This window comes from Halorubrum sp. GN11_10-6_MGM (assembly GCF_005435165.1).
In the GTDB taxonomy this organism is placed as follows: Archaea; Halobacteriota; Halobacteria; order Halobacteriales; family Haloferacaceae; genus Halorubrum.
The window spans coordinates 16,814-29,597 of sequence record NZ_SGUC01000001.1 but is presented as its reverse complement, the minus strand read 5'-3'; the positions used below and the strand labels follow the sequence as shown (position 1 = coordinate 29,597).

Annotated in this window: 16 protein-coding genes; 8 read left to right on the top strand and 8 right to left on the bottom strand. The window is 68.9% G+C overall.

Annotated features, from left to right (window positions below; genetic code table 11):
- Nucleotides 1-25: 25 nt before the first annotated feature.
- Nucleotides 26-676, top strand: coding sequence for an HVO_2922 family protein (locus EXE46_RS00150; RefSeq protein ID WP_137686483.1), 651 nt, complete (start codon nt 26-28; stop codon nt 674-676).
- A gap of 152 nt (nt 677-828) precedes the next feature.
- Complete coding sequence (locus tag EXE46_RS00145) at nt 829-2,016, top strand: DNA primase (RefSeq protein ID WP_137686482.1); 1,188 nt, start codon at nt 829-831, stop codon at nt 2,014-2,016.
- 48 nt (nt 2,017-2,064) lie between these two features.
- Here EXE46_RS00145 and EXE46_RS00140 read toward each other — a convergent pair whose 3' ends face one another.
- The 5 genes from EXE46_RS00140 to EXE46_RS00120 all read right to left on the bottom strand — a co-directional run bounded on the left by EXE46_RS00140 (nt 2,065) and on the right by EXE46_RS00120 (nt 4,684).
- Nucleotides 2,065-2,280, bottom strand: a complete 216-nt coding sequence (locus EXE46_RS00140; protein ID WP_137686481.1) for a hypothetical protein — start codon at nt 2,278-2,280, stop codon at nt 2,065-2,067.
- A 58-nt stretch (nt 2,281-2,338) separates the two neighbouring features.
- Nucleotides 2,339-2,530: a hypothetical protein gene (locus tag EXE46_RS00135; RefSeq protein WP_137686480.1), complete on the bottom strand. Its 192-nt coding sequence runs from the start codon at nt 2,528-2,530 to the stop codon at nt 2,339-2,341.
- Nucleotides 2,531-2,647: 117 nt separating this feature from the next.
- Nucleotides 2,648-2,992 carry a 50S ribosomal protein P1 gene (rpl12p, locus tag EXE46_RS00130; protein ID WP_137686479.1) on the bottom strand — a complete coding sequence of 115 codons (345 nt, stop codon included), beginning with the start codon at nt 2,990-2,992 and terminating at the stop codon, nt 2,648-2,650.
- 16 nt (nt 2,993-3,008) lie between these two features.
- Nucleotides 3,009-4,049, bottom strand: a complete 1,041-nt coding sequence (locus tag EXE46_RS00125) for a 50S ribosomal protein L10 (protein WP_137686478.1) — start codon at nt 4,047-4,049, stop codon at nt 3,009-3,011.
- On the bottom strand, nt 4,046-4,684 hold the full coding sequence (locus EXE46_RS00120; RefSeq protein ID WP_137686477.1) for a 50S ribosomal protein L1: 639 nt from the start codon (nt 4,682-4,684) through the stop codon (nt 4,046-4,048). Before EXE46_RS00120 ends, EXE46_RS00125 begins: the two co-directional genes overlap by 4 nt.
- 296 nt (nt 4,685-4,980) lie before the next feature.
- On the opposite strand from EXE46_RS00120, the gene EXE46_RS00115 reads away from it, so the two are divergent.
- Together EXE46_RS00115 and EXE46_RS00110 are read left to right on the top strand one after the other, a co-directional pair.
- Nucleotides 4,981-6,525 (top strand): acyl-CoA carboxylase subunit beta, encoded by a 1,545-nt coding sequence (locus EXE46_RS00115; protein ID WP_137686476.1) that lies wholly within the window; start codon nt 4,981-4,983, stop codon nt 6,523-6,525.
- Complete coding sequence (locus EXE46_RS00110; protein WP_137686475.1) at nt 6,525-6,851, top strand: hypothetical protein; 327 nt, start codon at nt 6,525-6,527, stop codon at nt 6,849-6,851. Before EXE46_RS00115 ends, EXE46_RS00110 begins: the two co-directional genes overlap by 1 nt.
- A 240-nt stretch (nt 6,852-7,091) precedes the next feature.
- Here the strand turns inward: EXE46_RS00110 and EXE46_RS00105 are convergent, their stop codons facing one another.
- Nucleotides 7,092-7,304, bottom strand: coding sequence for a hypothetical protein (locus tag EXE46_RS00105; RefSeq protein ID WP_137686474.1), 213 nt, complete (start codon nt 7,302-7,304; stop codon nt 7,092-7,094).
- A gap of 86 nt (nt 7,305-7,390) precedes the next feature.
- Here EXE46_RS00105 and EXE46_RS00100 point away from each other — a divergent pair, with 86 nt between their 5' ends.
- Nucleotides 7,391-9,268 (top strand): acetyl-CoA carboxylase biotin carboxylase subunit, encoded by a 1,878-nt coding sequence (locus EXE46_RS00100; protein ID WP_137686473.1) that lies wholly within the window; start codon nt 7,391-7,393, stop codon nt 9,266-9,268.
- Nucleotides 9,269-9,853: 585 nt separating this feature from the next.
- On the opposite strand, the gene EXE46_RS00095 is transcribed toward EXE46_RS00100, so the two are convergent.
- Complete coding sequence (locus EXE46_RS00095) at nt 9,854-10,696, bottom strand: 3-keto-5-aminohexanoate cleavage protein (RefSeq protein WP_137686472.1); 843 nt, start codon at nt 10,694-10,696, stop codon at nt 9,854-9,856.
- Nucleotides 10,693-10,914 (bottom strand): hypothetical protein, encoded by a 222-nt coding sequence (locus EXE46_RS00090; RefSeq protein ID WP_137686471.1) that lies wholly within the window; start codon nt 10,912-10,914, stop codon nt 10,693-10,695. Before EXE46_RS00090 ends, EXE46_RS00095 begins: the two co-directional genes overlap by 4 nt.
- 281 nt (nt 10,915-11,195) lie before the next feature.
- On the opposite strand from EXE46_RS00090, the gene EXE46_RS00085 reads away from it, so the two are divergent.
- From EXE46_RS00085 to EXE46_RS00075, 3 genes are all read left to right on the top strand, one after another.
- Nucleotides 11,196-11,543 carry a hypothetical protein gene (locus EXE46_RS00085; protein WP_137686470.1) on the top strand — a complete coding sequence of 116 codons (348 nt, stop codon included), beginning with the start codon at nt 11,196-11,198 and terminating at the stop codon, nt 11,541-11,543.
- 142 nt (nt 11,544-11,685) lie between these two features.
- Complete coding sequence (locus EXE46_RS00080) at nt 11,686-12,150, top strand: TRAM domain-containing protein (protein WP_137686469.1); 465 nt, start codon at nt 11,686-11,688, stop codon at nt 12,148-12,150.
- A gap of 133 nt (nt 12,151-12,283) precedes the next feature.
- Nucleotides 12,284-12,769, top strand: a complete 486-nt coding sequence (locus EXE46_RS00075) for a Tfx family DNA-binding protein (RefSeq protein WP_137686468.1) — start codon at nt 12,284-12,286, stop codon at nt 12,767-12,769.
- The last annotated feature ends 15 nt before the right edge of the window (nt 12,770-12,784 follow it).

Here is a 12,784-nt window from a genome sequence, read left to right as displayed (position 1 = left end):
TCACGGCTGTGACCGCTTTTCTTGTATGTCAGAGGAGACTATCCACGAAGAGAAGCGGTCGCGGAGCCGACAGGGACTGGCCACGTACCTCCGCCGGATCGCCCGCGCCCTCGGGCGGGGGGAACCGGTTCCGGTCGACGAGGGGGGGACGGTGACGGTCGACCCGGCGCCGACCGGCGACGTCGAGGTCGAGCTCGAACGCGAGGACGGGACCGTCCACTTCGAGGTCGAGATGGAGTGGCCCGACGAGGACGCGGAGATCGACGACGACGCGGCCGCGAGCCGGGGGACCTTCGAGCTGTACGCCGACAGCGCCGACCAGTACCGCTGGCGGCTCCGTCACGACAACGGGAACATCATCGCCGACGGCGGCGAGGGGTACTCCGACAAGCGCGACGCCCAGTCGGGGATCGAGAGCGTCCAGCGCAACGCCCCCGGCGCGCACGCGATCGACGTCTCCCGGGACGAGGCGGCTCCCGAGGAGGGCGGAAGCGACGCCGTCTTCGAGCTGTTCCGCGACAAGGCCGACGAGTATCGCTGGCGGCTCCGCCACGACAACGGCAACGTGATCGCCGACTCCGGGCAGGGGTACGCCTCGAAACAGAAGGCGAAACAGGGGCTCGAAAGCGTCAAGTCGAACGCCCCCGGCGCCGCGATCGAGGAGACCGACGGGTAGCTCCCGGAGTCGGCGCGGTCGAACCGCGCCCACTCTGACCGTCCGGGGATCTCCCTGACTGTCCGGGGATCGCCCTGACCGCCCCCGCACCGCCTGCGGACCGCCCGCGGACCGCACCGCTTATTCGCCGGCCCTCTCTACCTCGGAGCGACATGGACGCGCTCGACGCCAAGTACCCGTTCTTCGCGAGCGCCCGCGAGGCCGTCGCCGAGGCCGCGGTGTCGCTGCCGGAGCTCGTCGCGGCCGACGCCCCGGCGGTCGAGCGCGCCCGCGAACGCGTCGAGCGCGCCCTCCTCGAAGGGACCGTCGCCTCGGAGAGCGGCGCGTTCCCCGGCGAGTCGGCGTACGACGCGCAGGCGGAGCTGCTCTCGTACCCCATCGCGCGGATCCTCGTCTCGCTGCTCGACTCCGACCCCGCCATCGAGAAGTACGCGGCCGCGGAGGCGGCGACCGCCATGGAGCGGGTCCGCCGCGACCTCGCGACCGACGACGAGCTGCGGTCGGTGTCGTCCGCGACCGTCGCGCTCGACGACCTGCTCGCCGAGTTCGACCTCGCGGCCGCCGTGCGCCCCGACGCGACCGCGCCGGCCGGCAGCAGGGCGAGCCGCGGGACCGGGAGCGGCACGGCCGGGGGCGGCGCAGCCGGGACCACGTCCGGTCGCGACCCGGACCACTACCGGATCGACGTCGGCCCGTACCTCCGGCTCACCTCGCCCGAGTGGGGTGAGTCGTGGCGGCTCGTCAACCGCGCCCTCGCCGACGGCGCGGTGCGCGTCTCCCGCGAGGAGCTGCTCGCGGCGCTCGAGGCCGCCGTCGAGGAGCGCGTCGCCGAGGGGCTCCCCTTCGAGCTGGCGGCCGACGAGGGGATCGCCGAGGCGCTGGAGTCGCGCGTCGCCGACCTCCGACGGCTGCTCTCCGAGCGGACGTACGCCGAGCCGCCGGATGTCGTCGCGCCCGCGCTGTTCCCGCCGTGTATGACGAACCTGATCGAGAAGGCGGAGCGCGACGTCGCCCTCTCGGCGGCCGAGTCGTTCGCGCTGATGGCGTTTCTCGTCGGCATCGGGATGAGCCCGGACGAGGTCGTCGCCTTCTGCGCCGACACGAGCCTCGACGCCGAGGGCATTCGCTACCAGACCGAGTTCCTCACCGACGACCGGGGGACGCAGTACCCGCCGCCGACCTGCGAGACGCTCGCGAACTACGGGATCTGCCACAACGAGGACGACCACATGCAGGTCGCGGCCGACCCCCTCTCGTACTACGAGAAGCGGGTGGCCGCCGCCGACGAGGTGACCGACTGGCGGGACGGGCGAGCGACGGACGAGGCGGAAGAAGCGTGAACGCTACGGGTCGGAAGGCGACGAACGGGACGCGAACGACGGATTGAGCTACGACTCGTCTTTCGCGCGCATCAGGTACGTCCCGACGCCGGCCATCAGGAGGACGAACCCGGCCAACAGCGCGACGAGCGCGATCGCCCCCGCCTCCGGGAGGACCGTCGACCCGCCGAAGGTGACGCCGATCGCGACTAATCCGACGATGAACACCGCGGCCGCCGCCAGCGAGACCCCGATCTGCCGACGGAGTTCCGCGTCGATTTCCATGCGTGCGGCTTCCCGTCGCCGCTTAAAAAGGACTTCGATGGGCGCCCCGCTCGGCGGCTCACTTCGCGAGGTGAGTGATGTCTCGCCGTAGGGTGTATCCGCGCGGCACGCCGACGATCTTGAGACACTCCCCGCACAGCACCCGCTCGTAGTCGCGGTTGGTCTCTTTCTCCAACAGGGAGACGTCCGCGAGCGGGAACACCGACTCGCAGCGGTCGCACTCCGCTTTGTCGCCGTCGACGATCTTCATCGACTCACCGTTTTCGAGATCGACATATAAACTCGCGGACGGCGTTATCACTCCGGATACTGACTCGTCGGCAAAAATCGGTGGTCGGTCGACGCGGTCGGCGTCCGGAACGCCGGTTTAACCGAAGAGCTCGCCGAGCCCTTCGCCGCCGTCGCCGTCTTCCTCGTCGTCGTCCGCCTCGTCGGCGGCGTCGGCCTCGCCGGCCTCGTCGTCGTCGTCGTCAGCCTCGTCGGCCGACGCGTCGGCGTCGGCGGCGCCACCGGCGGACGCGCCGGCGGCCGGGGCCGCGGCGGCCGTCTCGATGGCCTCCTCGATGTCGACGTCCTCCAGCGCGGCGACGAGCGCCTTGACGCGGGACTCCTCGACGTCGACGCCGGCGGCTTCCAGCACGCCGGTGACGTTGTCTTCGTTGATCTCTTCGCCAGTCTCGTTCAGGATGAGCGCAGCGTAAACGTATTCCATTGGTGTGTACCTCGTGTTATCCGAACATCGCGCCGAGACCTTCGCCGCCGTCGTCGCCGTCGTCGTCGTCGGCGTCGTCGTCGGCCTCCTCGGCGTCTTCCGTTGCTTCGTCCGCCTGTTCCTCCTCGTCGGCGTCGTCGTCGGCCGGCTCCGCAGCCGGCGCGGCCTCGACGCCCTGGAGCTCCTCAGGGAGCGCCTCTTCGTCGTCGATCTGCGCCGCGAGCGCGCGCAGCTGGGCGTCGGCCTTCCCGATCAGGTCGGGCACGACGTCCGGGCTCTCGATCTCCGCGAACAGGCCGACGGACTTCGCCTCGCCGGACGCCTTCGCGAGAAGGGTGCCGGCGGTGGCGGCCGTCGGGTACGCGGCGTTGACCGAGAGGTTGCGCGCGGCGGCCGCGGCGGACTGAATGTCCGCGCGGTACTCGTCGACGTCGATTTCGAGCTCGTCCGGCTCGAAGAAGACGCCCTCCGAGTAGACGGCGCGCAGGTCCAAGCCGACCTCCTTGGGCTCGATGCCGAGCTCGACGAGGACGTTCGCGAGGTCGTCGTCGACGACCTCGCCCTCCTCCAGCACGGTCGAGTCCTCGGTCACCTTGATCGAGCCGTCCATGATGCGGGCGGACGCGCCCACGGTCTGGAGCTCGCCGACGAACGGTCCCGGGTCGACGCCGGTGTCGCCCTCGGGGATCACGATGTCGTTGGGGGTCACCTCGCCCGCGTTGATCGGGGCGGGCGTCTTCGAGGCTTCGAGCTGCTTGAAGAGGCCGAACGGGTTGTCGTTGGTGCCGACGAGCGCCACCTGGCCGCTGACGTACTCCGTCAGCGCCTCGACGCCGTCGTCGACCTCGTCGAGCGCCCGGTTCGTGAGCGTGTTGCGGCTCATGCGGACGGCCGCCGAGCCGTGGAGCTCCCGGCGCATGGCCTGGAGCTGCCGGCTCGGGATGCCGGCCACGCCGACGATCCCGACGGACTGGTAGGAGTCGATGAAGTCGACGAGCTCGTCGACCTCCTCCCGTTTCCACTCGGGGATCGTCTCGGTCTTGCGGACCGAGCTCATACGGGCACCTCCTTCGCGGGACCCATCGTGGTCTTCACGTAGATCCCGTCGATGTTGAGCGGGCCCTTCTCGAGGTTCGCTTCGAGCCGCCGGATGATGACGTCGATGTTGTCCGAGATCGCGTCGGCGCCCATGTCCTCGGCGCCGACGCGGGTGTGGAACGTGCGCCGGTCGCGCGACCGGAGCTGCACCGTGTTCTTCATCCGGTTGACTGTGTCGACGACGTCGTCGTCCGGCTGTAGTGGGGTAGGCATCTTCCCGCGCGGACCGAGGACGGTACCGAGGTACCGACCGATGTCCTGCATCAGGTTGGCCTCCGCGACGAAGAAGTCGGTCTCGTCGGCCAGATCCTTTGCGCGGTCGTCGTCGTCTCCAAGGTCTTCGAGGTCGTCGCTGTCGAGCACTTCGTCAGCGACGTCCTGTGCGCGGACGGCGGTTTCGCCCTCCGCGAAGACGACGATCTGTGTCTCCTGCCCCGTTCCAGCCGGCAGCACGACGGACTCGTCGATACGGTTCGACGGATCGTTGAGGTCGAGGTCTCGCAGGTTGATCGCGATGTCCACGGTCTCGCGGAAGTTCCGCTCGGGCGCATCGTCGAGTGCGAGGGTTACGGCCTCTTGTATTGTGTCTGCCATTTTCACCTCCGTAGTACGCAGGTCGCTCCTACGGGTCAGTGAAACAGGCGAAGCCTGTCTCATCGGAGAGTGGTTCATCGGAGGTTTAAAAGCGTCGAACCGCCGGTCGCCGTGTGAACCCGAGACAGGGCCGTTCCGCGGTGATCGCGGCGTCGTCGCGGGTCCCCGCTTTTCGCCGCCGCCGGCGTCGCGGCCGTGTTCGACGTCCGTCGAGGTCGAAAACGTCGGATAGGGGAACCCTTTTGACGGCGGTCGCCGACCCACGAGGTAATGACGCAGGGTGGTCCGCCGTGACAATGGACGACCGTATCGAGGACCTCCGAGAGCGCCGCGAGCGGGCGGCGAAGGGCGGGGGCGAAGACCGGATCCAGTCACAACACGACAAGGGGAAGATGACCGCCCGCGAGCGGATCGACTACTTCCTCGACGACGGCACGTTCCACGAGTTCGACCGGTTCCGCACCCACCGAAACCACACGTTCGGAATGGAGGAACAGCAGATCCCGGGCGACGGCGTGGTGACCGGCTACGGCGAGGTGAACGGCCGGAAGACGTTCGTCTTCGCGCACGACTTCACCGTCTTCGGCGGGTCGCTCGGCGAGGTGTTCGCCGAGAAGGTGTGTAAGGTGATGGACAAGGCGATGGACGTGGGCGCGCCGGTCGTCGGCCTCAACGACTCCGCGGGCGCCCGGATTCAGGAGGGCGTCGCCTCGCTCGCCGGCTTCGCCGAGATCTTCCGCCGAAACACCGAGGCGTCGGGCGTGATACCCCAGATCTCGGCGATCATGGGGCCCTGTGCCGGCGGCGCGGTGTACTCGCCCGCCATCACGGATTTCACTTTCATGGTGAAAGACACCTCGCACATGTTCATCACCGGGCCGGACGTCATCGAGACGGTCACCGGTGAGGAGGTGAGCTTCGAGGAGCTGGGCGGTGCGGTCACCCACTCGTCGACCTCCGGCGTCGCGCACTTCGCCGAAGAGAGCGAGGAGGAGGCGCTCGACAACATCGCGCGGCTGTTGTCGTACCTCCCGGCGAACAACGTGGAGGACCCGCCTCGGGTCGAGCCGTGGGACGACCCGGAGCGCGCGGACGACGAGCTCGCCGAGATCGTCCCCGACGCGCCCCGGAAGCCGTACGACATGAAGGACGTGATCGGCAGCGTCGTCGACGAGGGGTCGTTCTTCGAGGTGCACGAGAACTTCGCGAAGAACATCGTCGTCGGCTTCGCCCGGCTCGACGGCCACTCCGTCGGCGTCGTCGCGAACAACCCCCGCGTGAACGCGGGCACGCTCGACATCGAGGCGAGCCAGAAGGGCGCGCGGTTCGTCCGCTTCTGTGACGCGTTCAACATCCCGATCCTCACCTTCGAGGACGTTCCCGGCTTCATGCCCGGCACCGACCAAGAGCACAACGGGATCATCCGTCACGGCGCGAAGCTGCTGTACGCCTTCTCGGAGGCGACCGTCCCGCTGCTCACCGTCATCACCCGGAAGGCGTACGGCGGCGCCTACTGCGTGATGTCGTCGAAACACATCGGCGGCGACGTCAACTACGCGTGGCCCACCTCGGAGATCGCGGTGATGGGGCCGAAGGGCGCGGTCAACGTCCTCTACCGCGAGGAGCTGGCCGAGGCGGACGACCCGGACGCGCGCAGACAGGAGCTCATCGACGAGTACCGCGAGGAGTTCGCCAACCCCTACACCGCGGCGGACCGCGGTTTCGTCGACGACGTGATCGAGCCGACCGAGACGCGCGCGCGCCTCGTCGAGGACCTGAAGATGCTGAAGGGGAAGAAGCCGGACCAGCCCGCCAAGAAGCACGGCAACATCCCGATCTGATGGCGACCGACGACGATCCCGCCGATTCCGGGACGGCCGACGCCGGATCGACCGCCGCCGAAGCGGCCGCGCTCCCCGGTCTGTCGATCCCCGACGACGCCCGCGACGACGAGGCGGCCGCCATCGCCGCCGCCGTCGCCGCGCACCTCCGCGACGGCGAGTTGGCGGCGGCAGCGGCCGCCGCGAGCGAGGCGGACGACGGCCGCGACGAGGGGATCTGGGCGCTCGCCGGGCGGATCGACCGGCTCCACCGCCGCCGGGTGCGCGTCCCCGCCGACGCGCCCGCGGACCCGTGGACCGCGGCCGGTCGCAGCGACCGGTTCTGAGCGGGAGGGCGGCGCCGATTTTTCGGGCTCGACACGCGACAGCGCCGTCGCTGGTCGGGTACTCGACACGTCGAACGGTGTCGCCGGACGCGGGGGCGTCCGGCCGCGTACATTCCCCCGACAGCGCGGCGTCAGATCGTCGCGCCGTCGACCCGGCCCTGACTCAGGGCGCGTTTACAGATACGCCCGCCGGCATATATACCTGTGGTAACATCTCTCTCGATCCGTCGCGGGCGGCGATCACTCCCCGCTGGGCTCGTCGTCACCCGGGCTCGTCGGCTCCCCTCGGCCGCCGAACAGCCGGTTGAGAACCGTCGGGACGACGACTACGAAGGCGAGGAGGGCGGCGATCCGGATCGGAAGCGAGACGTCCGTGGCGACCGTGAGCCCGAGGTAGACGGCGGCGCCGACCAGTACCGACGGCAGCACGTACGGATTTCCGGCGTCGAGCATACCTCACCGTGGCGTCCGCGGCCCCCTTAACCGTCTCGGCACGGACCGACAGAGTTTGGTAGCAGTTGGTGGAAGAACCGACAGGAATGTTCGATAAGGTTCTCGTGGCGAACCGCGGCGAGATCGCGGTCCGTGTGATGCGCGCCTGTGCGGAGCTGGGCGTCGACACCGTCGCTGTCTACAGCGACGCCGACAAGCACGGCGGCCACGTCCGGTACGCGGACGAGGCGTACAACGTCGGCCCCGCCCGCGCTGCCGACTCGTACCTCGACGGCGAGGCCGTCGTCGAGGCGGCGCGCTCGGCCGGCGCCGACGCGATCCACCCCGGCTACGGCTTCCTCGCGGAGAACGCCGACTTCGCCGCCCGCGTCGAGGCGGCGGACGGGATCACGTGGATCGGCCCCGAAAGCGACGCGATGGAGCGGCTCGGGGAGAAGACGCATGCCCGCCGCGTGATGGACGACGCGGACGTCCCGATCGTCCCCGGGACGACGGAGCCGGTCACCGACGTCGAGGCAGTCACGGAGTTCGGCGACGAGTACGGCTACCCCGTCGCGATCAAGGCCGAAGGGGGCGGCGGCGGCCGCGGGATGAAGGTCGTCGAGAGCGCGGACGAGGCCGCCGAGGCGCTCGAATCCGCGAAACGCGAAGGCGAGGCGTATTTCTCGAACGACTCGGTGTACCTCGAACGCTACCTCCAGACCCCCCGCCACGTCGAGGTGCAGATCGTCGCGGACGAGGGCGACGACGGCGAGGGACCCGCGGACACGTCCGACGTGGTCCACCTCGGCGAGCGCGACTGCTCGCTCCAGCGCCGCCACCAGAAGGTGATCGAGGAGGGACCCTCCCCCGCGCTCTCGGACGAGCTGCGCGAGAAGATCGGCGAGGCCGCCCGCCGCGGCGTCGCCGCCGCCGATTACACCAACGCCGGGACAGTCGAGTTCCTCGTCGAGGAGGACCCCGACCGCGACCCGGACGAACCGCTCGGTCCCGACACGCCCTTCTACTTCCTCGAAGTCAACACCCGGATTCAGGTCGAGCACACCGTCACCGAGGAGCTGACGGGGATCGACATCGTCAAAGAGCAGCTCCGGGTCGCCAGCGGCGAGGGGCTCTCCGTCTCGCAGGCGGACGTGGAGCTGGAGGGGCACGCTATCGAGTTCCGGATCAACGCGGAAAACGCCGCGAACGACTTCCAGCCCGCCAACGAGGGGTCGCTGGAGACGTACGACCCGCCGGGCGGGATCGGCGTGCGCGTCGACGACGCGCTCCGGCAGGGCGACGAGCTGGTCACCGACTACGACTCGATGATCGCGAAGCTGATCGTGTGGGGGAGCGACCGCGAGGAGTGTCTCGCCCGCTCGAAGCGCGCGCTCGCGGAGTACGAGCTCGACGGCGTCGTCACGATCGTCCCGTTCCATCGGCTCATGCTCGACGACGAGCGCTTCGTCGACGGGACGCACACGACGAAGTACCTCGACGAGGAGCTCGACCGGGAGCTGGTCGCCGAGGCGCAGGAGAAATGGGGCACGGAGTCCGCCTCGACGGGCGACGACGAGGAGGAGGTGACCGAACGCGAGTTCACCGTCGAGGTGAACGGCAAGCGCTTCGAGGTCGAGCTGGAGGAGCGCGGCGCGCCCGCGATCCCGGTGCCCGAGGGCGGCGCGGGAGGCGGCAGCGGCGCGCAGCGCCCCCCGCAGGCGAAATCCGACGACGACGGCGACGATGGCGGCGTCGACGTCGCGGAGGGCGGCGAGGCCATCGACGCGGAGATGCAGGGGACGATCCTCTCGGTCGACGTCGATGAGGGCGACGAGGTCGCCGCGGGCGACGTGGTCTGCGTCCTCGAAGCGATGAAGATGGAGAACGACGTGGTCGCCGAGCGCGGCGGCACCGTCGCGAGCGTCCACGTCGGCGAGGGCGACAGCGTCGACATGGGCGACGTGCTGATCGTCCTGGAGTAGGACCGGGCGTTTTCGGCTGCGGTCGCTTATAAATGGTCGACGATTCTGGGGTGAGCGGAGCCGAAATCTCAGCCGCTTATGTATAAATCGTTGGCTCTGTCGAACTCCTCTGCTAGCGACATACTTCGCCCACCTACCGGTCGGTACAGAACGCCCGCCTACCGATGGTTACCAAGAATTTCATCAGATAGGGTATCCTCAATCGCCACGATGTCCGGAGAAACGAGTTCTGCGCTTTCTTCGGCGAGGAATCGTTCGATACACTCATCGCACAGCTCTAATTCGACCGTTTGAGGGTCCCTCTCTGTAGGAGAGAATCGTAATGTATAGTCGTCGGGTTCTGCCGCCCCGCAGTGGGTACACGTCATTTTGGGCAATTGGACAGCAGAATATATAATTATATTCACATTTTCTCAACGTTCTGTAATGACGTACTCGCAGCTATCATCGACCGGCTGTTTCAGTCGAAAACGCACCTGAATATTGGATTTCAACGGGGACATCTGTGTATAAGCAATCGTCGACATCTCTCACTTCTCTATTTAAATATCGTATCGCTGTCGAGGGCCGCGGCGCAAACTTCCGTTACCGACCGCGTAGCCCCAGTAGCTCCCGCGTCTGCGCCGGCGTCGCCACGGGTCGCCCGAGTTCCTCCGCGATCCGCGCCGCCCGCGCCACCAGCTGCTCGTTCGTCGCCAACTCACCCCGCTCGTAGTACCGGTTGTCCTCCAAGCCGACCCGGACGTGTCCACCGAGCAGCAGCGACTGGGTCGTCATCGGGAGCTGGTGCGGGCCGAATCCGATCACGTTGAACTCGACGCCCTCGGGCAGCGCCTCGACCCGGTTGATCAGGTTCCGCGGGTGCGGCGGTGACGTGGTCCCGCCGCCGAACAGGAAGTTGAGGTACGGGGGGTCGTCGAGGTCGTCGAGGATCGCCAGCGACTCGTTGAGGTGGCCGTCGTTGAACACCTCTAACTCGGGCTTGATCCCCCTGTCTTTCATCTCCGCGTGGAGCGACGCCACCAGCTCGCGCGTGTTCTCCGAGGTGAGCCGGTCGTAGCGGTTGAGCGGGCCCATGTCGAGCGACGCCATCTCGGGCGCGGGGTCGGTCCGCAGCGGCTCGTGCCGGAGGGCGTCCGGCGCCGCCGTCCCGCCCGTCGAGTGCTGGAGAACGGCGTCGTCGGTGGCCTCGCGAACGGCGTCCGCGACTTCCTGAAAGCGCTCGGCCGAGAAGGCGCGCTCCCCGTTGTCCCGCCGCGCGTGGAGGTGGAGCACGCTCGCGCCCGCCTCCTCGCAGGCGGCCGCGGCCGCCGCTATCTCTGCCGGCGTCTCCGGGAGGTCGGGATGCGCCTCCTTCCCGTGGACGCCGCCGGTGAGTGCCGCGGTGACGATCGCCGGCTTCCCGTCGAGGTAGTCGTCGTAGGTCATCGGTCGGCGTCGGGGCTCGCGTCGTCCGCCGGCTCCGCCTGCGAGTCCACGTAGAACTCGCAGTCCGTCGCGGGGTCGAGATCGTAGCGCGCGTTACAGATGTCCGCGCGCATGGGCTGGACGAACGACTCCGTCACGGTACAGAACGCGCGGGCCGTCTCGAACGACTTCCCGTCGCCCGACTCGCGGTACGTCAAATGCTGGCACATCTCGTTCATGCCGGACGGAGGCGGGGAAGCGGCTTGAAACCACCCGTCGGGTGGTTCGATTCGACCCGCTCGACCTGACGCGGTCCGTCTCGGCCTATCCCCGAGCAGTCCGTCTCGGCCTACCCGCCCCGACGCAGTCCGTCTCGGCCTACTCGCCCCCACACGGTCCGTCCCGGACACCGGCGGGTTCGGTCCGCGCTCCGAGCGCGAGATCCTACTCGCCCCCACACGGTCCGTCCCGGACCGATCCGACCGACGCTGTTTAACCGACCGCCCGAGAACGGGCGGACATGGAGCCGGTCGACGACTGGCGCTCGGCGATCGAGGAGGCCGGCGAGCTGACCGGCCCGATCGCCGCGGCCATCGTCGAGGCGCACGGCGACCGCGGCCAGCGCGCCATCGAGGCCGTCGGCGAGGGGCGCGTGAAGCGCTACCGCGATTTCACCGTCGTCGTCGGCCACGAGGACGAGTACGTCGTCGAGGACGGGGAGTGTAACTGCGCCGACGCGACGTACAACCTCGACGCCGACGACCCCGACCAGCGCTGCTGGCACGCCATCGCGGTCGACGTCGCGGACGCGCTCGACGCCGTCGACCACCACGACATGTGGTACTCCGAGGTCCGCGAGTTCCTGTGAGGCCGCCTCGGCGCCCGCCGGCACCGCCTTTCTTTCCCGCCTCTCGAAGCAGCCGCCGCTCGCCCGCGTGAATCGGCCGTTTTCGCGAACTTCGGCCTGAGAGTCGAAAACGTTTACAACGGCGGCCGGTCTCCCCTACGGTATGGCGGACTGTCCACTCGCCGACGACTGCCCCAGCTTCGACGAACGGATCCAGGGGATGGGGTGTCAACACTACGGCAACAAAGGCGGCGCGGAGTGGTGTAACCACTACGACATGCCGATCTACGAGCTGAAACAGCAGCCGGTCCAGCCCGGCGAGGCGGTCGTCGTCGAGGTCGACGACATCCACGAGAGCGGCGCCGGCGTCGGCCGAACCGACGACGGCTTCATCGTCCTCGTCGACGGGCTCCTCCCGCCGGCGCGCGCCGAGGTGAAGATCCACCGCGTGAAGTCCAGCCACGCGACGGCACAGGAAGTGATCGAGCGCCTCCCCGACGACCCGGAGGAGGATGCGGAGGGAGAGACGACCGCCGCGGGCGACGACGACGAAGACGACGAACGCAGTCGCCCGGACCGCACGGACCGCGAGCGGCTCGGCAGCCGCGAGAACTTCTGGGGCAAGTGACGGCGTCCCGGGGGAGCCCCACCCCACGGACAGTCCGGACGCCGTCGATCGGTCGCGTGGGCCGCCGATATTCACGTCCGCGACCCCCTCGCGAAACCGCCGTTTTTTGACCGGCCGGCCCGTCGGTGATCACATGGCCGCAGACGACGGACGACCGGACCCGGCGGACGTCGACGCCGACTCGATTCTGGAGCGCTCCGGCTTCGACGCCGACGAGAGCGTGCTCACCCGCCGGCAGGCGGAGGTGTTGGCGCTCCGCGAGCGCGGGCTCCGGCAGTCGGACATCGCCGACCGGCTCGGCACCTCGCGCGCGAACGTCTCCAGCGTCGAGGCGAGCGCCCGCGACAACGTCGAGCGCGCCCGCGAGACGGTCGCGTTCGAGGAGGCGCTTTCGGCGCCCGTCCGCGTCGAGATCGAGGCGGGGACCGACCTCTACGACGCTCCAAAACGCGTCTACGACGCCTGCGACGAGGCCGGCGTGAAGGTGAACCAGACCGCGCCCGACCTGATGAAAGCGATTGGCGACCGCGCGGGCGACGCGGTCCACGGCCGGGAGGTCCGGAGGCGGCTGTTCGTCACGGTCGCGGCCGACGGACGGATCCGCGTCCGCCGGCCGTAAGTGCGGACTGTCGAC

Excerpts from the sequence above, each read along its gene's own strand:
- EXE46_RS00125 (WP_137686478.1), bottom strand. The coding sequence starts at position 4,049 with ATGAGCTCGGTCCGCAAGACCGAGACGATCCCCGAGTGGAAACGGGAG.
- EXE46_RS00145 (WP_137686482.1), top strand. The coding sequence starts at position 829 with ATGGACGCGCTCGACGCCAAGTACCCGTTCTTCGCGAGCGCCCGCGAG.
- EXE46_RS00115 (WP_137686476.1), top strand. The coding sequence starts at position 4,981 with ATGGACGACCGTATCGAGGACCTCCGAGAGCGCCGCGAGCGGGCGGCG.
- EXE46_RS00085 (WP_137686470.1), top strand. The coding sequence starts at position 11,196 with ATGGAGCCGGTCGACGACTGGCGCTCGGCGATCGAGGAGGCCGGCGAG.
- EXE46_RS00080 (WP_137686469.1), top strand. The coding sequence starts at position 11,686 with ATGGCGGACTGTCCACTCGCCGACGACTGCCCCAGCTTCGACGAACGG.
- rpl12p (WP_137686479.1), bottom strand. The coding sequence starts at position 2,992 with ATGGAATACGTTTACGCTGCGCTCATCCTGAACGAGACTGGCGAAGAG.
- EXE46_RS00140 (WP_137686481.1), bottom strand. The coding sequence starts at position 2,280 with ATGGAAATCGACGCGGAACTCCGTCGGCAGATCGGGGTCTCGCTGGCG.
- EXE46_RS00090 (WP_137686471.1), bottom strand. The coding sequence starts at position 10,914 with ATGAACGAGATGTGCCAGCATTTGACGTACCGCGAGTCGGGCGACGGG.
- EXE46_RS00075 (WP_137686468.1), top strand. The coding sequence starts at position 12,284 with ATGGCCGCAGACGACGGACGACCGGACCCGGCGGACGTCGACGCCGAC.
- EXE46_RS00100 (WP_137686473.1), top strand. The coding sequence starts at position 7,391 with ATGTTCGATAAGGTTCTCGTGGCGAACCGCGGCGAGATCGCGGTCCGT.
- EXE46_RS00135 (WP_137686480.1), bottom strand. The coding sequence starts at position 2,530 with ATGAAGATCGTCGACGGCGACAAAGCGGAGTGCGACCGCTGCGAGTCG.
- EXE46_RS00120 (WP_137686477.1), bottom strand. The coding sequence starts at position 4,684 with ATGGCAGACACAATACAAGAGGCCGTAACCCTCGCACTCGACGATGCG.
- EXE46_RS00110 (WP_137686475.1), top strand. The coding sequence starts at position 6,525 with ATGGCGACCGACGACGATCCCGCCGATTCCGGGACGGCCGACGCCGGA.
- EXE46_RS00150 (WP_137686483.1), top strand. The coding sequence starts at position 26 with ATGTCAGAGGAGACTATCCACGAAGAGAAGCGGTCGCGGAGCCGACAG.
- EXE46_RS00095 (WP_137686472.1), bottom strand. The coding sequence starts at position 10,696 with ATGACCTACGACGACTACCTCGACGGGAAGCCGGCGATCGTCACCGCG.
- EXE46_RS00105 (WP_137686474.1), bottom strand. The coding sequence starts at position 7,304 with ATGCTCGACGCCGGAAATCCGTACGTGCTGCCGTCGGTACTGGTCGGC.